This is a genomic window from Gordonia sp. B8661-1 (assembly GCF_059427765.1).
Genome location: NZ_JCAHRL010000001.1, coordinates 142,487 through 164,080, shown reverse-complemented (window position 1 = coordinate 164,080; position 21,594 = coordinate 142,487). Strand labels below are relative to the sequence as shown.

Annotated in this window: 22 protein-coding genes; 9 read left to right on the top strand and 13 right to left on the bottom strand. The window is 66.7% G+C overall.

The window, feature by feature from the left end; all coding sequences use genetic code 11:
• Positions 1-159: 159 nt before the first annotated feature.
• On the bottom strand, positions 160-645 hold the full coding sequence (gene bfr / locus AC4JJG_RS00765) for a bacterioferritin (protein ID WP_495399419.1): 486 nt from the start codon (positions 643-645) through the stop codon (positions 160-162).
• A gap of 97 nt (positions 646-742) precedes the next feature.
• Complete coding sequence (locus AC4JJG_RS00760; protein ID WP_495399420.1) at positions 743-925, bottom strand: (2Fe-2S)-binding protein; 183 nt, start codon at positions 923-925, stop codon at positions 743-745.
• A gap of 157 nt (positions 926-1,082) precedes the next feature.
• Here AC4JJG_RS00760 and AC4JJG_RS00755 point away from each other — a divergent pair, with 157 nt between their 5' ends.
• From AC4JJG_RS00755 to AC4JJG_RS00745, 3 genes are read left to right on the top strand one after another with little or no spacing between them, the layout of a single operon-like run.
• The gene (locus AC4JJG_RS00755) at positions 1,083-1,919 is read left to right on the top strand and encodes an exodeoxyribonuclease III (protein WP_495399421.1); all 837 of its coding nucleotides are present in this window, start codon (positions 1,083-1,085) and stop codon (positions 1,917-1,919) included.
• A 38-nt stretch (positions 1,920-1,957) separates the two neighbouring features.
• Positions 1,958-2,992, top strand: coding sequence for a tryptophan--tRNA ligase (gene trpS, locus AC4JJG_RS00750; protein ID WP_495399422.1), 1,035 nt, complete (start codon positions 1,958-1,960; stop codon positions 2,990-2,992).
• Positions 2,993-3,009: 17 nt separating this feature from the next.
• Positions 3,010-4,098: a YhjD/YihY/BrkB family envelope integrity protein gene (locus tag AC4JJG_RS00745; RefSeq protein WP_495399423.1), complete on the top strand. Its 1,089-nt coding sequence runs from the start codon at positions 3,010-3,012 to the stop codon at positions 4,096-4,098.
• 12 nt (positions 4,099-4,110) lie between these two features.
• Here the strand turns inward: AC4JJG_RS00745 and AC4JJG_RS00740 are convergent, their stop codons facing one another.
• The 5 genes from AC4JJG_RS00740 to sdhC form a co-directional block, all read right to left on the bottom strand.
• Positions 4,111-5,340 carry a D-alanyl-D-alanine carboxypeptidase family protein gene (locus AC4JJG_RS00740; protein ID WP_495399645.1) on the bottom strand — a complete coding sequence of 410 codons (1,230 nt, stop codon included), beginning with the start codon at positions 5,338-5,340 and terminating at the stop codon, positions 4,111-4,113.
• Positions 5,341-5,568: 228 nt separating this feature from the next.
• On the bottom strand, positions 5,569-6,360 hold the full coding sequence (locus AC4JJG_RS00735; RefSeq protein ID WP_495399424.1) for a succinate dehydrogenase iron-sulfur subunit: 792 nt from the start codon (positions 6,358-6,360) through the stop codon (positions 5,569-5,571).
• Positions 6,360-8,114, bottom strand: coding sequence for a succinate dehydrogenase flavoprotein subunit (sdhA, locus tag AC4JJG_RS00730; RefSeq protein ID WP_495399425.1), 1,755 nt, complete (start codon positions 8,112-8,114; stop codon positions 6,360-6,362). Before sdhA ends, AC4JJG_RS00735 begins: the two co-directional genes overlap by 1 nt.
• 17 nt (positions 8,115-8,131) lie before the next feature.
• A complete protein-coding gene (locus tag AC4JJG_RS00725; RefSeq protein WP_495399426.1) occupies positions 8,132-8,575 on the bottom strand; it encodes a succinate dehydrogenase hydrophobic membrane anchor subunit in 444 nt (147 codons plus the stop codon).
• Between the two features lie 10 nt (positions 8,576-8,585).
• Entirely contained in the window at positions 8,586-8,993 is a 408-nt protein-coding gene (gene sdhC / locus AC4JJG_RS00720) for a succinate dehydrogenase, cytochrome b556 subunit (RefSeq protein WP_495399427.1), read from the bottom strand.
• A gap of 223 nt (positions 8,994-9,216) precedes the next feature.
• On the opposite strand from sdhC, the gene AC4JJG_RS00715 reads away from it, so the two are divergent.
• From AC4JJG_RS00715 to AC4JJG_RS00705, 3 genes are all read left to right on the top strand, one after another.
• Positions 9,217-9,618 (top strand): cytidine deaminase, encoded by a 402-nt coding sequence (locus AC4JJG_RS00715; protein WP_495399428.1) that lies wholly within the window; start codon positions 9,217-9,219, stop codon positions 9,616-9,618.
• Positions 9,615-10,925: a thymidine phosphorylase gene (locus AC4JJG_RS00710; protein WP_495399429.1), complete on the top strand. Its 1,311-nt coding sequence runs from the start codon at positions 9,615-9,617 to the stop codon at positions 10,923-10,925. Before AC4JJG_RS00715 ends, AC4JJG_RS00710 begins: the two co-directional genes overlap by 4 nt.
• Positions 10,926-11,004: 79 nt before the next feature.
• Complete coding sequence (locus AC4JJG_RS00705; RefSeq protein WP_495399430.1) at positions 11,005-12,156, top strand: adenosine deaminase; 1,152 nt, start codon at positions 11,005-11,007, stop codon at positions 12,154-12,156.
• Here AC4JJG_RS00705 and AC4JJG_RS00700 read toward each other — a convergent pair.
• Positions 12,117-12,776 (bottom strand): TetR/AcrR family transcriptional regulator, encoded by a 660-nt coding sequence (locus AC4JJG_RS00700; RefSeq protein WP_495399431.1) that lies wholly within the window; start codon positions 12,774-12,776, stop codon positions 12,117-12,119. The two genes, AC4JJG_RS00705 and AC4JJG_RS00700, sit on opposite strands and share 40 nt — an antisense overlap.
• Before the next feature lie 73 nt (positions 12,777-12,849).
• Between AC4JJG_RS00700 and AC4JJG_RS00695 the strand changes: the two genes are divergently transcribed.
• Positions 12,850-14,223, top strand: coding sequence for an MFS transporter (locus AC4JJG_RS00695; RefSeq protein WP_495405734.1), 1,374 nt, complete (start codon positions 12,850-12,852; stop codon positions 14,221-14,223).
• A 15-nt stretch (positions 14,224-14,238) separates the two neighbouring features.
• On the opposite strand, the gene AC4JJG_RS00690 is transcribed toward AC4JJG_RS00695, so the two are convergent.
• Positions 14,239-15,516, bottom strand: coding sequence for a SatS C-terminal domain-containing protein (locus AC4JJG_RS00690; RefSeq protein WP_495399433.1), 1,278 nt, complete (start codon positions 15,514-15,516; stop codon positions 14,239-14,241).
• A 1,647-nt stretch (positions 15,517-17,163) separates the two neighbouring features.
• Here AC4JJG_RS00690 and AC4JJG_RS00685 point away from each other — a divergent pair.
• The gene (locus tag AC4JJG_RS00685; RefSeq protein ID WP_495399434.1) at positions 17,164-17,901 is read left to right on the top strand and encodes a DUF2510 domain-containing protein; all 738 of its coding nucleotides are present in this window, start codon (positions 17,164-17,166) and stop codon (positions 17,899-17,901) included.
• Between the two features lie 21 nt (positions 17,902-17,922).
• Here the strand turns inward: AC4JJG_RS00685 and AC4JJG_RS00680 are convergent, their stop codons facing one another.
• Positions 17,923-18,876, bottom strand: a complete 954-nt coding sequence (locus tag AC4JJG_RS00680) for a C40 family peptidase (RefSeq protein ID WP_495399435.1) — start codon at positions 18,874-18,876, stop codon at positions 17,923-17,925.
• Between the two features lie 2 nt (positions 18,877-18,878).
• Positions 18,879-19,241 (bottom strand): type VII secretion target, encoded by a 363-nt coding sequence (locus tag AC4JJG_RS00675; protein ID WP_495399436.1) that lies wholly within the window; start codon positions 19,239-19,241, stop codon positions 18,879-18,881.
• A 67-nt stretch (positions 19,242-19,308) separates the two neighbouring features.
• Here AC4JJG_RS00675 and upp point away from each other — a divergent pair, with 67 nt between their 5' ends.
• Positions 19,309-19,932, top strand: a complete 624-nt coding sequence (gene upp, locus AC4JJG_RS00670; protein ID WP_495399437.1) for a uracil phosphoribosyltransferase — start codon at positions 19,309-19,311, stop codon at positions 19,930-19,932.
• 13 nt (positions 19,933-19,945) lie between these two features.
• Here upp and AC4JJG_RS00665 read toward each other — a convergent pair whose 3' ends face one another.
• Entirely contained in the window at positions 19,946-20,722 is a 777-nt protein-coding gene (locus AC4JJG_RS00665; RefSeq protein WP_495399438.1) for an ABC transporter ATP-binding protein, read from the bottom strand.
• Positions 20,719-21,522, bottom strand: coding sequence for a purine-nucleoside phosphorylase (locus AC4JJG_RS00660; RefSeq protein WP_495399439.1), 804 nt, complete (start codon positions 21,520-21,522; stop codon positions 20,719-20,721). Before AC4JJG_RS00660 ends, AC4JJG_RS00665 begins: the two co-directional genes overlap by 4 nt.
• Between the last annotated feature and the right edge of the window lie 72 nt (positions 21,523-21,594).

Here is a 21,594-nt window from a genome sequence, read left to right as displayed (position 1 = left end):
TTTCATCGGGCGTTGAATTCATCTGCTGATGAATTTAGGGGCCGGGTTGTCTCCGGGTCAAGGGGGCGCTCGGGGTTCGTGTGCCTTCGGTGCGGCACGTGACGACGAAAAACGCGCCCCGCAGGATTGCGGGGCGCGTTGTGGTCGGGCGAGTGGGTGTCAGCCCACCGTCGGCGGGGTGGCGACCGTCTTGGCCAGGTACAACTGCTCGCCGAGGCGGTCCATCAGCTCGAGCTGGGTCTCGAGATAATCGATGTGGTGCTCCTCGTCCTTGAGGATCTCCTCGAGGATGCTGGCACTGGTCGCGTCACCTTTGCCGCGGCACATGATGATCCCGGGGCGCAGGCGCTCGACGACCTCGACCTCGATCGCGAGGTCGGACTCGAACTGCTCGCGCAGGGTCTGGCCGATGCGCAGCGGCAGGATCTTCTGGAAGTTGGGGAGGGCCTCCAGGAAGAGGATGCGGTCCGAGAGGATCTCGGCGTGGGTCATCTCCTCGATGGATTCCTCGCGGGTCTTGGCGGCGATCTCCGTCAGACCCCAATTCGCCTGCATCTTCGAGTGCAGGAAGTACTGATTGATTGCCGTCAGCTCACTGGTGAGCTGTTCGTTGAGGAGAGCGATCACCTCGTCGTTGCCGCGCATGCCAAGCCTCCATTCACCGTGTGCTTGAACGTTAACACGACAAATAACCCTGCGCGCCGACTCGGCGCCAGGGGTGATGTTCGGCTATGCGGCCTGGTCAGGCCGCGGTCGTGGCGGTGGCGTTCCTCTCGTTGACGATCGCATGCAGACGATCGAGGCAGGTGCCGCATCCCTCGCCGGCGCCACAGCGGTCGCTGACCGCGTCCACGGTGCGGGCCCCGGCGGTGCAGTGCTCATGGACCTCGTCCTCGGTCACTGCCCGGCAGATGCAAACGAACATGTCTCTCACCTCATCCTGCGATTAGGTAAGGGTTACATAAAACCGCGGCTCGGCGCAAGGGTTGCCTAACCTTTTCTTCCGGGCGGCCGTCGGGCGTGTCACATCGCCGACGGTCCGTCGGCGGCATTGTCGGTGGGGAGACGTAGCCTTGGCTCTCGTGTCCATCTCCATCACCACGGTCAATGTCAACGGCGTCCGAGCGGCGGTCAAACATCGGTCCGAAGCGAATCGCGGCTTCCATGACTGGCTGGCGGGCGCCGGAACGGACATCGTTCTCCTGCAGGAGGTGCGGGCCGACGAGGAGCAGGCGCGCGATGCCCTCGCGCCCGCACTGGACGACGGCTGGCACCTGACGGTGAGTCCCTCGGTCGTCAAGGGCCACGCCGGGGTCGGGGTGCTGAGTCGAATCCCCTTGGGGGAGAGTCGAACCGGTTTCGGCAGTGCGGAGTTCGACGAGACCGGCCGCTACCTCGAGGTCGACCTCGACACCGAATTGGGGCCACTGACCGTCGCGAGCCTGTATCTGCCGAAGGGGGCGATCGAGGGCGGCACCGAGAAGGACGTCCTGAAATTCGACGAAAAGGTGCGCTTCCTCGACGAGTTCGGCGCCTATCTCGACAAGCTCGCCCGTCGTCGCCGCCATGTCGTCGTCGGCGGTGACTGGAACATCGCCCATGCCGAGGCCGACATCAAGAACTGGAAGGGCAACAAGAAGAGCCCCGGGTTCCTGCCGCATGAACGGTCCTGGGTGGGGGATCGACTGAACGGCGCCTGGTCGGATGTGGCGCGTGACCTCGCCCCCGACGCCGACGGTCCGTACACATGGTGGTCGTGGCGCGGCAAGGCCTTCGACAACGACTCCGGCTGGCGCATCGACTATCAGCTCGCGAACAAGTCGCTGGCCGCCCGGGCGGAATCCGCCATGGTGCATCGGGCGGCGGCGTACGACCTGCGCTGGTCCGACCACGCACCCATGAGCGTCGTCTACACCTAGCCGCAGCGCGCCACGGTGATTCTGCGAGAATCGAGGTCATGACTGCAGACGCCCCAGCGACGGACTCCGGGGCACGCAAGCGCGTGCTGTCGGGTGTCCAGCCGACCAGTGATTCGATGCATCTCGGCAACTATCTGGGGGCGATCCGGCAGTGGGTGGCGCTGCAGGAGGACTTCGACACCTTCTACTTCATCCCGGACATGCACGCGCTGACGGTGCAGTTCGACCCGTCGACGCTGGCGCAGCGGACGCGGCTGAGCGTGGCCCAGTTGATCGCATACGGGGTCGACCCGGATCGGTCCACGATCTACGTCCAGTCGCACATCCCGGAGATCGCGCAACTGACCTGGGTGCTGTCGTGCATCACCGGATTCGGCGAGGCGAGCCGGATGACCCAGTTCAAGGACAAGACCGCGAAGAACGGCACCGAGGCGGCGGGCGTCGGGCTGTTCACCTATCCGATCCTGATGGCCGCCGACATCCTGGCCTTCCAGGTCGATCAGGTCCCGGTCGGCGACGATCAGCGCCAGCATCTGGAGCTGACGCGAGATCTGGCCCAGCGCTTCAACTCTCGCTTCGACAAGGTCTTCACCGTGCCGCAGGCCTATGTGGTCAAGGAGTTCGCGAAGATCTATGACCTGCAGAACCCGACGGCCAAGATGAGCAAGTCCGCGGAGTCCGACAAGGGCCTCATCAGCCTGCTCGACGATCCGAAGAAGTCGGCGAAGAAGATCCGCTCGGCGGTCACCGACACCGATACCGTGATTCGTTTCGACCGGGAGGAAAAGCCCGGTGTCAGTAACCTTCTCACCATCCAGTCGGCGCTGAGCGGCACTCCGATCGACGAACTGGTGGCCGGCTACGAGGGCAAGGGTTACGGGCAGCTCAAGGTGGACACCGCCGACGTGCTCACCGAATTCGTCACGCCGCTGCGCAGCCGCGTCGACGAGTTGATGGACAACCCCGACCACCTCGACGCGATCCTGGCGCGCGGCGCGGCACGCGCTCGGGAGGTGGCTTCGGCAACCCTGGCGAAGGTGTATGACACAGTGGGATTCGTCGCACCTGCGTAAAACCTGACAGGGGGAGCATGAGCTCGAATACGGGCGCCGGGAACAAGGTGAGCGCGTCCGACGAGGCCGACTCGTCGCCATCGCTGATCGACAGGGGAAAAGCAGCCTTTGCGCGGCTGCGTGAACGCAGGCCGTCGGTGGACCATCTGGTCAAGACGATCGAACGCTACAACGACCGCAACGGCAATGTCTTCGCCGCCGCGATCAGCTTCAACGGCATCCTGGCGCTCGTCCCGATCGTCATGGTGGCGTTCGCGATTGCCGCGTTCGTTCTGGTCGGCCGTCCGGAGCTGATCGATCAGATCAAGGATTCGATCGTCGAGGCCATGCCGGGCGAATTGGGCACCCAGGTCGAGGAACTGGTCGATTCGGCGATCGCGTCTCGCACCACCGTGGGTGTGGTCGGTCTGCTCGGTGCCGCGTTCACCGGCATCGGCTGGATCGGCGGCGTCCGCGTCGCGATGACCGAGATGTGGGGCGGCCGGGTCGAACGCAACGCGGTGATGTCCAAGGTCTGGGATCTGCTGACCTTCGTGCTGCTGGGCCTGGCGTTCGTGGGGACCTTCGCCATCACCGCCGTCGGCAACGGTGCTCTGCTGCCCCGGATCGTGGACTGGCTGGGACTCGAGGACCAGGGGTGGGTGCAGCCCATCATCAAACTTGTGACGATCCTCGTGTCCATCGGCGCCACCTGGATGCTGTTCACCTTCGTCCTGTCGCGGCTTCCGTTGAACGCCATACCATTCCGCAATGCCCTGAAGGCCGGGTTGATCACCGCGCTGATCTTCGAACTGGTCAAGAATCTCGGTGGAATCTACCTGCAGTCGGTGCTCAGTGGCCCGGCGGGCGCGGCCTTCGGTCCCATCCTCGGTGTGATGGTGTTCGCCTACCTCGCGTCGCGGATCATCTTGTACGCGTCGGCCTGGTGCGCCACCGACCCGATCAACGCCGACCACGAGATCGACCCCGCACCCGTGCCGGAGACGGTGGTGCTGCGTCCGAGTTACGTGACGAATCCGACCGCCAAGCCGTCGTCGCTGCTGGCTGCCGCAGGCATCGGCGCGCTGTTCGGGTCGCTGATCGGCCGTTTCCGGAAGCGGCGCTAGGGAACTCGCGGTTCAGCGTTTGCCGGCCAGCCGCATCCCGGTCAGCAGGAGAAGGAGTGCGGCGAGGGCGGCGACAAGCCCGATGAGCAGACGGATCGACCACGGCGTCGATTCGTCGGTGTCGGCGGCGGCATAGGTGTGCGACGGCGCCTGGGGCGTGGGTGTGGTGGTCGCCGTTGTCGTGGAGTCGTGCCCGGCGACGACGAGGGTGCCGACGGACGTGGTGGCCGGAGACCGGAATCCGTAGTCGAACATCGAGCGGGCCTGATCCCAGTACGAGTCGTGTTCCAGTGTGAGGCCGTTCATCTGGACGATGAGGATGCGTCGGCCGTCGCGTTCGGCCGCGCCCACGAAGGTTTTCTTCGCATCGTCGGTGTAGCCGGTCTTGCCGCCCAGCATCCCCGGATCCTGTTCGAGGAGCAGGTGATTCGAGGTCTGCATCAGGTAGGCGGGATGATCTTTGTCGCCGGGCACGTCGGGGCGCTTCGGATAGCCGGGGAACCGGAACGTGCGCAGTCCGATCATCTCGCGAAAGGTGCTGTTGTCCATGGCGGTCCGGAAGAAGAGGGCCAGATCGTACGGCGAGGACGACATGCCCGCCGCGTCGAGTCCGGACGGGGTGGCCGCCCGCGTGTCGGTGGCGCCGAGAGCCTTCGCCTTCGCGTTCATCTTGTCCAGGGTCGCGTCGACGCCGCCGAGCTGTCGGGCCAGAGCATGCGCACAGTCGTTGCCGGACACCACGATCAGGCCGGTGAGCAGTTCGCGGGTGGTGTAGTGACCACCGGGTCCCATCCCGCAGGAATCGCCCTCGGCGCTCCAATCCTCGGGGGTGGGCTCGACGACCTCGGACAGATCCAGTTCGTCGAGCGCCACGAGCGCCAGCAGGACCTTGATGGTGGATGCGGGACGATACCGGCCGTGCGGATCCTTGGCCGCGATCACCTGACCGCTGTCGAGGTCGGCGATCAGCCAGCCCGACGATGTCAGCCGGGGCGGCACCGGCCCGAGCGCGGGATCGGCGACCACGCCGCATCCGCCGAGCCGTTCACCGCCGACGGGCTCGTCGGGAACCGGCAGGGGAGTGGGAGTGGTCTCGCCGGGGGCGACCATCTCGGAGGTGTCCACCGCGGGCGGCGTGTGCACGCGGTGCGGACAGTGATCGGTGGCCGGGGTGGTCATCGGCGGGGTGGGCACGACGGTCGGTTCGGCGAGCGCCAGCGGCGCGAGCGTCGGCGCGGCCATCACGCCCAGTGCGAGGACGATGCCGGCAGTCGCGCGGGCTGTTCTGTTCGTCGGCCGGCTCATCCATCCCCCGTTCAGGATTCGGTTCTTGGAGGTTACCGTGACCGCCGGCACGCATCCGAGGCAGGCGGACATCGACACCCGGACTCGTTGCGCCCCTCGCCGACGAAAAAGCCCCGGCCGTGTCCGGCCGGGGCTCCTTCTGGGCTGCAGAGAAAGATCTGCGGTTCAGCGCGAGAACATCAACGCGCGCTTGACTTCCTGGATGGCCTGCGTGACCTGGATGCCGCGGGGGCAGGCGTCGGTGCAGTTGAAGGTGGTGCGGCAGCGCCACACGCCGTCCGAGTCGTTGAGGATGTCGAGACGCTCCACGGCGCCCTCGTCGCGGCTGTCGAAGATGAAGCGGTGCGCGTTCACGATCGCGGCCGGACCGAAGTACGAGCCCTCGTTCCAGAACACCGGGCAGCTGGTGGTGCAGCACGCACACAGGATGCACTTGGTGGTGTCGTCGAAGCGGGCGCGGTCGGTCTGGCTCTGGATGCGCTCACGGGTCGGCTCGTTGCCGCTGGTGATGAGGAACGGCTTGATCGCGCGGTACGCGTCGAAGAACGGCTCCATGTCCACCACGAGATCCTTCTCCACCGGCAGGCCCTTGATGGGCTCGATGGTGATGGTGATCTCCTTGGACTTGTCCTTGGGCAACAGATCTTTCATGAGGAGCTTGCACGCCAGACGGTTCACACCGTTGATGCGCATGGCATCCGAGCCGCACACGCCGTGCGCGCAGCTCCGTCGGAATGTCAGGGTGCCGTCGAGGTAGCCCTTCACGTACAGCAGCAGGTTGAGCAGTCGGTCGGTCGGCAGCGCCGGCACGCGGAAGCTCTCGAAGCCCTGCGCGTCCGGATCCTCCGGGTTGAACCGGTAGATCTTCAAGGTCACCATGGTGGCCTCGTCCGGTACCGGGGGCAGCGGCGGCTCGTCCGACGACGGTGCGGGTGAGTTCTCCATGATTGCGGTCATCAGTACTTACGCTCCATCGGCTCGTAGCGAGTCTGCACCACGGGCTTGTAGTCCAGCTCGATATCGGCGATCAGGCCCGGACCCTTCTTGTACGCCATGGTGTGCTTCATGTAATTGGCGTCGTCACGGTCCGGGAAATCCTCGCGGGCGTGTCCGCCGCGCGATTCCTTGCGGTTGAGGGCACCGGCGACGGTGACCTCGGCCATCTCCAGCAGGAAGCCGAGTTCAATGGCCTCGAGCAGGTCGCTGTTGAAGCGCTTGCCCTTGTCGTGGACGCGGACGTGGGAGTACCGCTCCTTGAGGGCCCGCACGTCGGCGAGCGCCTTGGTGAGGGTCTCCTCGGTGCGGAACACCGATGCGTTGTCGTCCATCGTCTGCTGGAGTTCGGTGCGGATGTCGGCCACGCGCTCGTGACCGTGCTCGGAGAGCATCTCGGCGACCCACTCGTCGACCATCTCGGTCGGGGCCTCCGGCAGGTCGACGAACTCGGCCGAGTTGGCGTAGTCGGCGGCCGCGATGCCGGCGCGACGGCCGAACACGTTGATGTCGAGCAGCGAGTTGGTGCCGAGGCGGTTGGCGCCATGCACGGAGACGCAGGCGCATTCGCCTGCCGCGTACAGTCCCTGGACGACCTGGTCGTTGTTGTAGAGGACCTGGCCTTCGATGTTGGTCGGGATGCCGCCCATCACGTAGTGGCAGGTCGGGTACACCGGTACCCATTCCTTCACCGGGTCGACGCCCAGATAGGTGCGGGCGAACTCGGTGATGTCGGGCAGCTTCTCGTTGAGCACGTCCTCGCCGAGGTGGGTCACGTCGATGTAGACGTAATCCTTGTTCGGTCCGGCGCCGCGGCCCTCGAGCACCTCGAGCACCATCGAGCGGGCAACGATGTCACGCGGCGCGAGGTCCTTGATGGTGGGGGCGTAGCGCTCCATGAAGCGTTCGCCCTCGGCGTTGCGGAGAATGCCGCCCTCGCCGCGGACCGCCTCGGAGATGAGGATGCCCAGACCGGCCAGGCCGGTCGGATGGAACTGGTGGAACTCCATGTCCTCCAACGGAAGTCCCTTGCGGAACACGATGCCCATGCCGTCACCGGTCAGGGTGTGGGCGTTGGAGGTCGTCTTGTACATACGGCCCGAGCCGCCGGTCGCGAAGATGATCGACTTGGCGTGGAAGACGTGGATCTCGCCGGTGGCCAGCTCGTAGGCGACGATGCCGGTGGCGACCGGCTCACCCTTGTCGTTCTGACTCAGGCACAGGTCGAGCGCGTAGAACTCGTTGAAGAACTCGACGTCGTGCTTGACGCAGTTCTGGTACAGCGTCTGCAGGATCATGTGGCCGGTGCGGTCGGCGGCATAGCAGGCGCGGCGGACCGGGCTCTTGCCGTGATCGCGGGTGTGGCCGCCGAAGCGACGCTGGTCGATCTTGCCCTCCGGCGTGCGGTTGAACGGCAGACCCATCTTCTCCAGGTCGAGCACCGCGTCGATGGCCTCCTTGGCCATGATCTCGACGGCGTCCTGGTCGGCGAGATAGTCGCCGCCCTTGACGGTGTCGAAGGTGTGCCACTCCCAGTTGTCCTCCTCGACGTTGGCGAGGGCGGCGCACATGCCGCCCTGAGCCGCGCCGGTGTGGCTGCGCGTGGGATAGAGCTTGGTCAGGACCGCGGTCCGGGCGCGCGGTGCGGCCTCGATTGCGGCGCGCATACCGGCGCCGCCTGCGCCGACGATCAGTACGTCGTAGCGATGTTCCTGCATGTGTCCGTCTATCTCCTCTAGCCGACGCTGTTCACGTCGAAGGTCAGGATCGCGTAGGTGCCGAGCACGAGCACGAGGATCATCGAGATCGCGAGCAGCACGTTCAGCCAGAATCGGGTGGAGTCCTTGCGCGAGTAGTCGGCGATCACGGTGCGCACACCGTTGCCGCCGTGCAGCTGCGCGAGCCACAGCATGGTCAGGTCCCAGACCTGCCAGAAGGGTTCACGCCAGCGGGCCGCGACGAAGGACGCGTCGATGCGGTGCACGCCCTCGTCCCAGGCCAGCATGATGAACATGTGGCCGATGGTGAGGATGATCAGGGCCAGGCCCGAGAAGCGCATGAACAGCCAGGCGTTCTTCTCGAAGTTCCCGCCCTTGGGCTTGCGCGGGGAGCGGGGATTGTCGAGGCTGGCCGGCCGGTCGTAATCGGTGCCCAGGGTCTTCGCGACAGGTGATGTCATCGGATGTCTCCTAGAAGGCGTGGGTGATCATGAGCTGCAGCAGGCGGATGGCCGCGGCGGCGAACATGATGGCGAAGAGCGTCAGGATTCCCCAGAGCATCTGGCGCTGGAACTTCGGCCCCTTGGTCCAGAAGTCGACCAGGATGATCCGGACACCGTTGAGGGCGTGGTAGAGCACGCAGGCGACGAGCGCGATCTCCATCAGGCCGATGAGCGGGGTCTTGTAGGTATCGATGATCTCCGAGTACTTGTTCGGATCGATACGGATGACCGCGGTGTCCAGCACGTGGACGAACAGGAAGAAGAAGATCGTCACTCCGGTGATGCGGTGCAGAACCCAGGACCACATGCCCGGGTCGCCTCGATACAGGGAGCGCTTACGCACCGGCTCCGGTGCGACTTCGGTCGGCGTGCTCATCGGGAAATTGGCCTCCAACAGCGTCGATGGACGGACCGAGTCGGCATTATGTAACTCGGCCGTGGACCCATGGAAGAGACTTTAAACCTATGCTGAGTCAGGGTGTGAATTGCCCGAACGGATTTGAGCCGCAACTGATCTCGACTTAGGTTTGCCTTACCATTGCTGCGACGACGGTTCGTGGCCTACCTTACTCGCGGGTAATCAATGTGAGGAGTTCGGCTTGACCGTCGATGTCGACTGGGATCTGTTGCGGCAGAAAGCATTTGCGATGATTTCGCGGGCCTATGCGCCCTATTCTGACTTCCCCGTGGGTGCCGCCGGCTGGACCGACGACGACCGCATCGTGCTCGGATGCAATGTGGAGAATGTCTCATACGGACTCGGCATCTGCGCCGAGGTCTCGCTCGTCGCCCACCACGTCGGGACCGGCGGCTCGCGGCTGCGTGCGGTGTCGGTGTGCGACCGGCGCGGGACGGTGATACTGCCCTGCGGGCGCTGCCGGCAGGTGCTCCTCGAACACGGTGGCGGCGATCTGCAGGTCGACCATCCGGCCGGTCCGGTGCCGCTCTCGGCGTTGCTGCCCGACGCCTTCGGGCCCGACGACCTGGCGTCGGTCCGATGACTCCGGTGATCGACACCGTGTCGGTGATCGCGACCAAACGCGACGGCCGGGAACTCTCCGACGCGCAGATCGACTGGATCGTCGACCGCTACACGCACGGCGACGAGGTGGCCGAGGAACAGATGTCGGCGCTCCTGATGGCGATCTTCCTCCGGGGGATGACCGGGCGCGAGACGGTCCGGTGGACGCAGGCGATGATCGACTCCGGGCGCCGTCTCGACTTCAGCGGCCTGCGCCGGGACGGACGGGTGCTGTCCACCGTCGACAAACATTCGACCGGCGGCGTCGGCGACAAGATCACGCTCCCGCTGGCCCCGCTCGTCGCGTCCTTCGGCGTGGCGGTCCCACAGCTGTCCGGGCGCGGACTGGGCCACACCGGCGGCACCCTCGACAAACTGGAGTCCATCCACGGCTGGCGTGCCGATGTCGCCGCCGACGCGATGGTCGACCAGTTGGAGCGGGTCGGGGCGGTGGTGTGCGCCGCCGGTGGCGACCTCGCGCCCGCCGATCGTCGGCTCTACGCCCTGCGGGACATCACCGTGACCGTGGAATCGATTCCGCTGGTGGCCAGTTCCATCATGAGCAAGAAGATCGCCGAGGGCACCGGGGCGCTCGTCCTCGACGTCAAGGTGGGCCGGGGCGCCTTCCTGAAGACCGAGGAGCAGGCACGGGAACTCGCGGAGACGATGGTGTCGCTGGGCACCGCCGCCGGGGTGGAGACCCGTGCGCTGCTGACGGCGATGGACACGCCACTCGGCCGTACCGCGGGCAACGCACTCGAGGTGGCCGAGTCGCTGGAGGTGCTGGCCGGCGGCGGGCCGCCGGACGTCGTCGAACTCACCGTCGCGCTGGCCCGGGAGATGCTCGACGCCGCGGGCGTCCCCGGCGCGGATCCGGCGCGGCACCTCGCCGACGGCACCGCGATGGACACGTGGCGGGCGATGATCGCGGCACAGGGCGGCGATCCGGATGCCCCGCTGCCCGTCGCCGCCGAGACCGACACCGTCACCGCCGACGCGGACGGTGTCGTCACCCGGGTCGACGCACTGGACGTCGGGGTGGCCGCCTGGCGACTCGGTGCGGGGCGTGCCGCCCCCGGACAGGATGTTCAGGCCGAGGCCGGAGTGGTCCTGCACGCCCGCCCCGGTGATCGGGTCCGCGCCGGAGATCCGTTGTTCACCTTGCATTCCCGGACTCCGGATCGATTCGCCGCGGCCCGCGAGGCGCTCGCGTCGGCGGTGTCCATCGGCGAGACGGCGCCCGATGTCCGATCACTGGTCATCGATCGGATCGTCGCGGACCGCTGAGTGGGCGACGTCGGGGGAGTTTGCCGAACGTTTCCTTCGCACCGCACACCGACGGCGGATGGCGGGCTACCGTCGGGTCATGACGACCGTTGACACCGACCAGGCACGTCCCCTCGATCACGCCTCGCTCGTCCGTGCGCCCAAGGTGCTGCTGCACGATCATCTCGACGGCGGTCTGCGTCCGTCGACCGTGCTCGACCTCGCACGCGACATCGGTTACGAGGATCTGCCCGCCGACGACGCGGACGCGTTGGCGGCCTGGTTCCGGGATGCCGCCGACAGCGGTTCGCTCGAGCGGTATCTGGAGACCTTCGCGCACACCGTCGCGGTGATGCAGACCGAGGACGCACTCCGGCGGGTCGCCCGCGAATGCGTCGAGGATCTGGCCGCCGACGGCGTCGTGTACGCCGAGATCCGTTATGCCCCCGAACAACATCTGACGCGCGGCCTGACTCTGGACCAGGTCGTCGAGGCGGTGCTGGAGGGCTTCGCCGAGGGCGAGGCCGATGCCGCCGCGGCGGGCCACCCCATCCGGATCGGATGTCTGGTCACGGCCATGCGGCACGCCGCCCGCGCGCGGGAGATCGCCGAACTCGCGGTGCGCTACCGCGATCGGGGTGTGGTGGGCTTCGACATCGCCGGCGCCGAGGCGGGCAACCCGCCGACCCGGCATCTCGACGCGTTCGAGTACATGCGGGCCAACAACGCGCGCTTCACGATTCACGCGGGTGAGGCGTTCGGGCTCCCGTCCATCCACGAGGCGATCGCCTACTGCGGCACCGACCGGCTGGGCCACGGCGTGCGGGTCATCGACGACATCGAACTCCCGCCCGGTACCGATCCGGCGGCGTCGTCATTCCCCGATGCGGTCCTCGGCCCCATCGCGAACATCGTGCGTGACAAGCGGATTCCGCTCGAACTGTGCCCGAGCTCGAATGTCCAGACCGGGGCGGTCGACTCGATCGCCGAACATCCCTTCAACGTGCTCGCGCGCCTGCGCTTCCGGGTGACCGTCAACACCGACAACCGGCTGATGAGCGACACCACGATGAGCCGCGAATTCGAGCGTCTCGCCGACCAATTCGGCTACGGCTGGGAGGACTTCCAGCGGTTCACCATCAATGCGATGAAGTCGGCCTTCATCCACTTCGACGAGCGTCTGGCCATCATCGACGAGGTCATCAAGCCCGGTTATGCGGAGTTGATCGCGGAGTCGTCCGGCGGCGCGTAGGCGCGCAGGAAGGTGTCCAGACCGCGCCGGACTGCGGCGCGGGCGGTGGCGTCGCTGATCGGCGCGGTCCCCAGTTCGGTCAGTCCGGGTATCTCCGCGGTGATCAGTGCGTGGAACTGCCGTGCCGCCAGCACCGGGTCCGGGATCGTCAGAACGCCGGCATTGCCCAGCATCGCCAGACGCCCGGCCAGACCGTCGAGAATCGGCTGCTCGGTCCGCTCGCGCACCATGCGATAGACCTCCGGGTCCCGTCCGATCTCCGCGTGGATCTGCGAATTGAGGGACACCGCGCAGGGGCTGCGCATGCAGCCGACCAGCTTCTCGGCGAGGGTCAGTAAACCGGTGCGCCAGTCCTGGCACTGGGGATCCATTTGCCGTATGGCGTCGAGGCTGACCGCGTTGATCTGTTCCGCCGATGCCGCGATCGACTCCCGGAAGAGTGCTTCCTTGCCGCCGAAGTGGCTGTACACCGTGGGTTTCGACACGGCGGCACGGGTCGCGATCATGTCGATGCTTGCGCGTGCGTAGCCCGACTCCGCGAAGACCTCGGCGGCGGCGTCGAGAATGACGCGCCGTTTGTCGATGCCCCGGTTCGTCCGGGGCGGGGAGCTGGACGTCATGAATCCATTTTATCGCACCGTTGCTTTTACTAAACCGTGTAGTTTAGTCTTGTTGACCGTGGCGGAAAAAGTGATGAACGAGGAGACCCGTACAGGACCGGCGATCCGAGCGGCGAATCGGCTGGTGGCCGTGAGTGCTGCTGCGGCACTGATGGCGGTGATCGACGGGACGATCGTCACCGCGTCACTCCGGGTCATCGGTGAGGATCTGCACGCCTCGCTGAGTACCGGTGCGTGGTTCACGGCCGCCTATCTGTTGGCCGCGGGTATCACGATGCCGCTGTCGGGATGGATCATCGGGCGATGGACGTCGCGCCGGACGCTGCTGGTGTCACTGATGCTGTTCGTGGTCGGTTCGGTGCTGTGTGCGCTGGCGTGGAATCCGTTGTCGCTGATCATCTTCCGCCTCGTACAGGGGCTGGGTGGGGGATTGCTCGAGCCGGTCGCGCTGACGATCGCGGCCTCCACCGCGGGGCCCGCGCGGATGGGCCGGGTGATGGGTGTGGTGAGTGCGGTCATCAACGTCGCGCCCGTGGTCGGTCCGCTGGCCGGTGGTCTGCTGGCCGGAACCGGTCACTGGCAGCTGATCTTCCTGGTCAACGTGCCGCTGGGGATTCTCGTCCTGATCGGGGCCGTTCGTCTGATGCCGCGCGACACGGCCGATTCGCCCGCAGAGGTGGAGCGTCCGGACCTGGTTGGTGTCGTCCTCCTGCCCGCGGGCGTGGTGTCGGTGATGCTGGGCATCGAGCAGGTCGCGGCGCACACGTGGGCATGGATTCCGATCGCGGCAGGCGTCGCGCTGCTGGCCGGCTACGCGATCCGTACGGTGCGCGGAGATCGGCCCGCGGTGCTGGATCTGCGTCTGCTCGCGTTGCCCGGCGTGCGGGGCGGGCTCGGGGTGATGGCCGTCGTCGGCTTCACCATGTACTTCCAGCTCGTCGCGCTGCCCCTGTGGGCTCCCGATCGTCACGGCATGGACGGTGTCGCGTCAGGGATTCCGGTTGCCGTACTCGGCGCCGGCCTGCTGCTGTCGATGACACTGTCCGGCCGATGGTCGGACGTGGTGGGACCGCGCGTCATCGTGACGGCGGCAACGATCGGCACGGCGGTGCTCGCGGCCCTGTTCGCGGTGGTGCACAACGGGATTCCGTTGGCCGGAGCTCTTGTGCTGCTGGCGATCCTGGGGTTGGCCTTCGGTGCGGTCGCGGCCCCGGCCTTCGCGGGGGTCTACCGTGCGGTGCCCGCCGATCGGGTGCCGTATGTGACCCCGTCGTTGTTCATCACGGTGCAACTGTGTGCCGCCATCGGTGCGAACGTCGCGGCGCAGCTCGTGTATCGGCACTCCGCGGATCACGCCCTGACGATCGGCTACGGCGCCATCGCGGTGGCCATGGTCCTCGCGACGGTCGTCGCCCGTGGTCTGCCGGGCCGCACGGTCACCGACTGAGAGTGCCGCGTGGGCTCAGCCCTTTTTGACGAGGCGGTCCTCGAAGTCGTGCACCAGGGCGCGCCAGGCCTCGGACTCGTTGTCGAAGGGCGGGCTCGGTGCCATCCGCTTCGGGTTCGGGTCGACTGCGTAGTCGACGAACCAGCCCAGCGGGGTCGTTGACCCGAGCGCTTCGGATACGGCGTCGTCGTCGGCGTAATCGGCTGCGTCGGTCAGCAATTCGACGGCGAGGTCGAGCTGGTTGCGGTCCATGCGGCGCGGTCCGTCGGCGATGTCCTCGGCGAGGCCGGGGAGAACGTAGACGTTGTCGTCGATGACGTCGAACTCCAGCGATCCGTCGGTGGCGACAGTGCGCACCTCGTCGAAGGTGGAGACGTCGACGAGGTCGTGATCGTTGTCGTCGGCCAGGAAGCGGCTCAGCGCCCGGGCGGAACCGAAGACGAAGATCTTGCCGTCGGCGCCCAGGAACACCGGGTCGTCGCCCAGGTAGCAGCGCAGCGACAGGTATTCGCCGTCGCTGGTGACGATCCGGATCGGGTCGATGCCGACCGACGCCCAGAAGTCGTCGTCATCCACATCGTCCTCGTCGTCGATGTCGTCGTCCTCGTCGTCGTCATCCACGGCGGCCACCGTGGTGTCGTCGGCGTTGACGAGGTCGATGTCGTCGTCGGGCTCGTCCTCGTCCTCGGCGGACGCCGCGGCCTCGAGTTCGGCGGCCGCGGTGGCCACGGCGGCGGCCGGGACCTCCGGGGTGCTGATGACATCGTCGATGGCGTCGATGACGTCATCCCAGTGCTTGGCGATGAGACGACCGATGCGCACCCAGAGATCGATGCCGTCGCGGCCGTGGAAGTTCCGCGTACCGGTGGTGACCGCGCCGAGGATCGGATTGCCGTTGAAGAATTTGGTGATCGTCGTCAGATCGCAGACCTCGGCGAGGATGCGCACGATCTCCAGTGCGTCCTCGAGTTCGGCGATGACCTCCGGTGACGGGTCCTCGGCGGCCAGCTCGGGTACGCCGATCAGGTCGTAGGTGTGGCGCTCGTCCGGGATCAGTTCCTCGGCCTGCACACCCACGACGGTGGACCACGCCGGATGTTCGACGAGGTCGTTGTCCTCGTCGGTACGGATGAATGCGGCGAGCTCGGCGACGCCCGGGAAGGCGTACAGATCCTCGTCGAGTCCGAGGAATGCCTCCCACTCGTCGTCACCCTCGCGCCAGCGCGGCGCCCAGAGGGTGAAGACGTTTCCGTCGGTGATTCCGAGCTCGATGGGGACGATGTCTCCGGCCATGAGGTCACAGCGTAGCGATTATGTGCGCGGTTGCGGGTGGCGACCCCGCGACCGGCACGTGAACGGTGGTCCGCCGGGCGTGTGTGAGCCTCATCGTGGGCTGGTCCGGCCTGGTCGCTTGATCGAGTGACGACGCGGTGGGTGTGTCTACTGCTGGCCATGACGGTACAACCTCCACAGTTCCCTGGTCAGCCACCGACCGGTCAGCCAGGTCCGGTTCAGGTGGTGCCGGCCAATACGAAGTCGTTGATGGGGGCCGCGTTGCTGATCTCGTTTGCGATCGTGGTTGCGGGACTCCTCGTCGGGATTTTGGCCTGGCATCCGTGGGATCAGCCAGATGCGAATGAGCGTCCACGAGTCTTGACACAGGACCTGATTGGCGGTGAGGGCAAGGACCTCGGTCAGATCGTGTGCTTGGAAAGCGACTTCGGTGTGTCTTGTGTAACCCTTCCAGACAACGTCAGCACCGGCTTACGGCCCAACGCTAGATCGCGCGTGCCGGGTGTAGGCGCCTTGGCCGTGTGCGCAGGACGCTGCAGGCTGCGGCGCGAGGTTGACCGCCGTAGTGGTTGCGGGACCGCCAGGCCGGAAGGCGGACGATGCGGCGCCACCGGGCCTGATCGAGTGCCTCCAGTCTGGCGATGACGCCGGACCTCGCGAACGAAGCCAAGTGCCCATGTTTGATCCCTGCTGCAAGGGATGCACGCTGTTTCCGGCAGGATGGCAAGCCTCTGTACCTACGCTCGGTTCGCGCCGCCCCAGAGTGGGGGACCCCCGAGAGTCCGGAATGACGAAGCCCGAGAGGACCATAAGTAGTGGTCGGCGGGGGCGTGGGCACATCGCGCAAGGCTCTGCATCACGCCTCGGGCTTATGTGTGGGACCAGTCAAATGGGAGAGCGGCCTGATACAACCTGGCGAACCGACGCGGCCTGAAGAAAGTCAGAAGGCGCAGTTCGCCAGAATCAAGATGAGCTCGTCATATATCAAGGCGAATGACACTGGTGTAATACCGGCGTATCCGGCACTTTTGTCCGGGAATCGGTCTAGCTTGCGTGCATGACTAACTACCATCCGTGGCGCGACGTCGGCATCTGGTCGTACTTGGTCATTCGTTTCGAGCGGCCCGCCGATCATCACCGGGGCTGCCCGTCTGGATCGACACTTGCAGTCGCAGACGATCTCCTGCAGTCAGAGCGGGGGTCAGTGCTGGTCAGCATGCAGGTGCGCGATGCCCCTCGCATATTCACCTTGGCCGAGTGTAGGCAGCCAGCGAGCAACCGGCCGTTGAACCTATCTCGACTCGGCGGCTGAATCACCCCGACGAACTCCACAACGCCTGTGCGGGATACGTAACTGACAGAGAAGGGCCGTGGGCTATGGGTGGACGTGTAGTTGCCTGTCCGATCGACCACACCCTAGGAACCGGCGTCGGTCGAGGAATAGCGGCGAAAGCGCCGAGTTGCATGACCGATGGCGTCGTCGGCGTATTGACGCCGCCGGCACATTCTGGCGGTATTCGGGAAATCCTGCCGCGGCCATCGATGCTGACGCGCTCCTCGATGATGCCGCGACCACAAGTGTGCACCAATCACAGTGAATTGCCTTCGTCGCCTTCGGGATGCGCAGGCCCTAACTAGGAGTATTCGATGACGACCCCACCGAACAGCGAACCCGGCTGGTATGCCGACCCACAAATGCCGAACACGGAGCGATGGTGGAACGGCAGCCAGTGGACACCGCAAACTCGACCTGGGGAGGCTGCGACCGCCCCGGTCGCGACAGAGAAGAAACGAGGTAAGCGACTTCTCTGGTACATCCTGGGCGCACTCGGCGTGCTGGTTGTGATCGCGATCGTCGCGTCGGCTGTATCGAGTCCGGACAAGGACTCTGATAACGACAGTTCAGCACCCGTGGCCACGACAACAACTGAGGCGCCCGAAGCTCGTGCGGCCCGCGAACGTGCAGAGGCTGCTGAGAGTTCGCGAGTCGAAGCCGCGCGGCAAAGTGCTGTTGCAGCGCTAGAAGCAGAGCAGAAGGACAAGTCGCGATATACCGCTCTATCGGAACGCGAGTGGGCGTTAATGGCAAAGAATCCGACCGAGAACATCGGGAAGTTGGTCGTGCTGTACGGCAAGGTAACGCAGGCCGATTCGGTCACCGGGGCCTCGACCATTCGGCTGAATACCGGCGGTGAACCGTCGGACTACTACTCGATCAATACGATCGCCACCGAGGGGATCGACGGCGTTTTCAAGCAGGTGGTCGAAGATGACTTGGTGACGGTGTGGGCACGAGTTGACGGCGCCAACACATATGAGACCACGTTGGGTGGCGAAACTACTGCGCCTGAGATCAAGGTGTACGTCATCGAGGTGACCGGCTGACCGCGCCCACTTCTGAAGATCTCATCGTGGCCGGAAGAATCCCTGGAATCCCTGGCCGGCATTCGAGGTTCGCAGGGGCGACACCTGGACCGGGTCGCCCGCCTCGACGAGTTGATTGTTGCCGATGTACATGGCGACGTGCCCGTCCCAGACGGCAAGGTCACCGGGCCGCAGCTGCGCCTGGGACACGGGGGTACCGGCGGTGTCCTGATCCTGTGCGAGGCGCGGGAGGTCGACGCCGGCCTGCTTGTAGGCCCACTGGGTGAACCCGCTGCAGTCGAAGCCCTGCGGCGTGGTCCCGCCCCAGACGTAGGGGACACCGCGTTGGCTGAGCGCGGCGCGTACCGCCGTCGCGGCCCGTTGACTCGGCGCGTAGGCCACGGAGCCGTCGGGTAGCCGGACCGGCACGCCGCCGGCGATCGGGGTGGACGAGAGCCCGCCCGTGTGCCCGTCCCGGGTGATCTCCGCGGGCGCGGGATGGCGGCCCAGACTCCGCATGCGTGTGGTGTCCGTGGCGAGGTCCGATTGCGCCCGCGCGACGATCGCGGCACCCCGCGCCACGTGACCCAGCGCGACCGGGAAGATGATCGCCAACCCGCCGGGCGTGAACAGGCTCGGTCCCAGAGCGGTGGCGGCGCGGCCGAAGTCGTCGATGAGGCCGTTGATCTGATCGGCCGCGTGTTTCACCTTGCCCGCGGCGGATTCCACCAGACCGGCGATCTCGGTGCCGGTGTCCGTGGTGTCGGCGAGGGACCGCCCCGTGTGCTCGGCCGCGCGTGTCGCCGCGGCGGCCCCGGTGCCAGCCCACGTCTGCGCGACCTGCCGGGTGGCTGCCGCCGACGATTGCCGGGCAGATTCCAGTTGTGGTGTCGCAGAACGTATTCGGGTCGCGGGATTGTCCGGTGGCAGGACGCCGGTACCGAGCGCTCGGGCGAGGATGTGGAGCGGTCCGATGAGGAGGTCGACGCTGAACATCTCTAGAGCCTCAGCTCTCGGCTGTCGCATCCGATCGCGGAGATGGAGCTGCCCGCGGTGCGGTCGGTGGCGGTGTAGGACGTACGCGCGGCCGATGTGGCGCCGCCCTGCGTGCGGTGGCGGTTCGCGATGGCATCGAGTGCGTGTGCCCGGCGGTCGAGGACATAGGCGGTCGCCGCGAGGAAGTCGGCGCCGATGATCCCGAAAGTCATCGTGAGCGCACCGATTTCGCCACGCTGACCGGTGGCATGCGCCGCGACCTGCTCACCCGACGAGCGTTGCGCACATGCGTATCGGGTCAGTGCGGCGGGATCTGCGGAGATGCTGCCGGCGTCGGGCGCCGGGGTGGCGGGGGAGCGGTTCATACAACTCAGACGCGGTCGTCGGCCGATCGGTTCCACTCTTCTGCACGTGCCGCATAGGGTGGGTCCCATGCAGATGGACATCGTCGATCACCCTCTGGCGGCCAGCCGTCTGACCACCATGCGCGACAAGCACACCGACAACGCCCGGTTCCGTGCGGCACTGTCGGATCTGACGCAGATGCTGATCTACGAGGCCCTCGCGGGTGCGCCGGTGGAGCAGGTGGACATCGAGACACCGGTCGCCCCGGTCCAGGGTGTGCGCCTCGCGAATCCGCCACTGCTGGTCCCGGTGCTGCGCGCGGGTCTCGGCATGGTTGAGCAGGCCCATGCGATGGTGCCGGAGGCACACGTCGGGTTCGTCGGCGTCGCGCGTGACGAGGCGACGGCCCAGCCCGTGCCGTATCTGGAATCCCTGCCCGATGATCTCGCCGGGCACCCGGTCTTCGTCCTCGATCCGATGCTGGCGACAGGTGGGTCGATGCTGCACACCATCGAACTCCTCGTCGCGCGCAACGCCGACGACATCACCGCCGTCTGTGTCGTCGCCGCCCCGGAAGGTGTGGCGGCACTGGAGAACTCGGGCCACCCGGTGCGTCTGGTCGTCGGTGCCGTGGACGACGGTCTCGACGACGCGTCGTACATCGTGCCCGGCCTCGGTGATGCCGGGGACCGTCAGTTCGGCCCTCGCTGAGCAGACCCGAGCGTCAGGCGGCGATCGCCGACCAGCGTCCCCCGTTACGGGTGACCTCGACGTCGTGGTCGAAGCAGGTGCTGATCGTCGCCGACGTGAGTGTCTCGTCGACAGGTCCCGACGCCACCACCTCACCGTCGCGCAACAGCATCGCGTGGCTGGTGCTCGCGGGCAGGTCCTCGAGGTGATGGGTGACCAGCACGCTCGCGAGATCGGTGACCTCCGAACGCAATTGGTCGATACCGGCGAGCAGTTTCTCGCGTGCCGCGAGATCCAGGCCGGTGGCGGGTTCGTCCAGCAGCAGGAGTGCCGGCCGCGGCATGAGGGCCCGCGCGATCAGGGTGCGTCCGCGTTCGCCCTGACTCATCACCGGCCAGACCGACTCGCGACGAGCGCTCATCCCGAAGAGTTCGAGGAGGTCGTCGGCGTGCCGGTGTTCGGCGGCGGTGTAGTCGTGCCGCCGGTCGAGTTCCGGCGTGTTGGTGAGTCCGGTCAGGACGACCTCGTGGGCGGTCAGCGGGACATCGATGCGCCAGCGCGGATCCACGTGGCCGATATGCGTCCGCAGGGCGCGCATGTCGACACGTCCGAGGCGTTTGCCCAGGACGTCGACGGTCCCGGTGGTCGGATGCCCGCGAGCGCCGAGCATGGTCATCAACGTGGACTTGCCCGCGCCGTTCGGACCGAGCAATGCCCAGTGTTCGCCCGCCCGCACCTCCAGGTTCACCCCGCGCAGGAGGGGGCGTCCGCCGCGGACCACATCGATGTCGCGGGCGTCGAGGATGATCACAGATCCTCGATGATCGTCGAGAGCAGTTCGCCCAGGCGCGTCGCCGACGACCGGCCCGCCTCGAGAACCTCTGCGTGACTGAGGGGTTCGCCGGTCATACCTGCCGCGAGGTTGGTCACCAGCGAGACCCCGAGGACCTCGAGACCGGCGGCCCGCGCGGCGATCGTCTCGTGCACCGTGGACATCCCCACGAGGTCGGCGCCGAGCGTACGCAGCATCCGGATCTCCGCGGGCGTCTCGTAGTGCGGTCCGGGCAGCCCCGCGTACACCCCTTCGGTGAGCGCCGGATCGAGGCGCCGGGCGAGTGCACGCAACCGGGGGGAGTAGGCGTCGACCAGATCGACGAACTGTGCGCCCGTCAGGGGTGACCGGGCTGTGAGGTTGAGGTGATCGCTGATCAGAACCGGTTGCCCCACGGTCATGTCCTCGCGCAGCCCGCCCGCCGCGTTGGTGAGCACGATGGTGTGGGCGCCCGCGGCCGCGGCGGTACGCACCGGATGCACCACCCGTGCCAGATCATGCCCCTCGTAGGCGTGGATGCGGCCGAGGAGGATGAGCACGCGGCGTTCGCCGATCCGGACGGAGACGACGGTCCCGCCGTGTCCGGTCGCACTCGGCGGGGTGAAGCCCGGCAGCATCGACATGGGCACCGTGGCGATCGGTGTGCCCAGTGCGGCCGCCGCCGGCGCCCACCCGGAGCCGAGGATCACGGCGACGTCATGTGCGGCGCAATCGGTCTCGGTGGCGATGGTGGCCGCGGCCGCGACGGCCGCGGCGTCGGGGTCGGCAGTGGGGTCCATGACCGCAACCCTAGTGCGCACGGTGTCCTGTGCCCGGGCAACGGTCTGGGAACACGCGCGAGGACGCGCGGG

What these genes read in the sequence shown, in the direction of transcription:
- AC4JJG_RS00705 (WP_495399430.1), top strand. Translation starts at nt 11,005, where the DNA reads ATGACGACCGTTGACACCGACCAGGCACGTCCCCTCGATCACGCCTCG.
- AC4JJG_RS00690 (WP_495399433.1), bottom strand. Translation starts at nt 15,516, where the DNA reads ATGGCCGGAGACATCGTCCCCATCGAGCTCGGAATCACCGACGGAAAC.
- AC4JJG_RS00760 (WP_495399420.1), bottom strand. Translation starts at nt 925, where the DNA reads ATGTTCGTTTGCATCTGCCGGGCAGTGACCGAGGACGAGGTCCATGAG.
- AC4JJG_RS00685 (WP_495399434.1), top strand. Translation starts at nt 17,164, where the DNA reads ATGACGACCCCACCGAACAGCGAACCCGGCTGGTATGCCGACCCACAA.
- upp (WP_495399437.1), top strand. Translation starts at nt 19,309, where the DNA reads ATGCAGATGGACATCGTCGATCACCCTCTGGCGGCCAGCCGTCTGACC.
- AC4JJG_RS00710 (WP_495399429.1), top strand. Translation starts at nt 9,615, where the DNA reads ATGACTCCGGTGATCGACACCGTGTCGGTGATCGCGACCAAACGCGAC.
- AC4JJG_RS00740 (WP_495399645.1), bottom strand. Translation starts at nt 5,340, where the DNA reads ATGGCCGCGCCGACGCTCGCGCCGCTGGCGCTCGCCGAACCGACCGTC.
- AC4JJG_RS00660 (WP_495399439.1), bottom strand. Translation starts at nt 21,522, where the DNA reads ATGGACCCCACTGCCGACCCCGACGCCGCGGCCGTCGCGGCCGCGGCC.
- AC4JJG_RS00680 (WP_495399435.1), bottom strand. Translation starts at nt 18,876, where the DNA reads ATGTTCAGCGTCGACCTCCTCATCGGACCGCTCCACATCCTCGCCCGA.
- AC4JJG_RS00735 (WP_495399424.1), bottom strand. Translation starts at nt 6,360, where the DNA reads ATGACCGCAATCATGGAGAACTCACCCGCACCGTCGTCGGACGAGCCG.
- trpS (WP_495399422.1), top strand. Translation starts at nt 1,958, where the DNA reads ATGACTGCAGACGCCCCAGCGACGGACTCCGGGGCACGCAAGCGCGTG.
- AC4JJG_RS00700 (WP_495399431.1), bottom strand. Translation starts at nt 12,776, where the DNA reads ATGACGTCCAGCTCCCCGCCCCGGACGAACCGGGGCATCGACAAACGG.
- AC4JJG_RS00695 (WP_495405734.1), top strand. Translation starts at nt 12,850, where the DNA reads ATGAACGAGGAGACCCGTACAGGACCGGCGATCCGAGCGGCGAATCGG.
- AC4JJG_RS00725 (WP_495399426.1), bottom strand. Translation starts at nt 8,575, where the DNA reads ATGACATCACCTGTCGCGAAGACCCTGGGCACCGATTACGACCGGCCG.
- AC4JJG_RS00675 (WP_495399436.1), bottom strand. Translation starts at nt 19,241, where the DNA reads ATGAACCGCTCCCCCGCCACCCCGGCGCCCGACGCCGGCAGCATCTCC.
- bfr (WP_495399419.1), bottom strand. Translation starts at nt 645, where the DNA reads ATGCGCGGCAACGACGAGGTGATCGCTCTCCTCAACGAACAGCTCACC.
- AC4JJG_RS00745 (WP_495399423.1), top strand. Translation starts at nt 3,010, where the DNA reads ATGAGCTCGAATACGGGCGCCGGGAACAAGGTGAGCGCGTCCGACGAG.
- sdhC (WP_495399427.1), bottom strand. Translation starts at nt 8,993, where the DNA reads ATGAGCACGCCGACCGAAGTCGCACCGGAGCCGGTGCGTAAGCGCTCC.
- sdhA (WP_495399425.1), bottom strand. Translation starts at nt 8,114, where the DNA reads ATGCAGGAACATCGCTACGACGTACTGATCGTCGGCGCAGGCGGCGCC.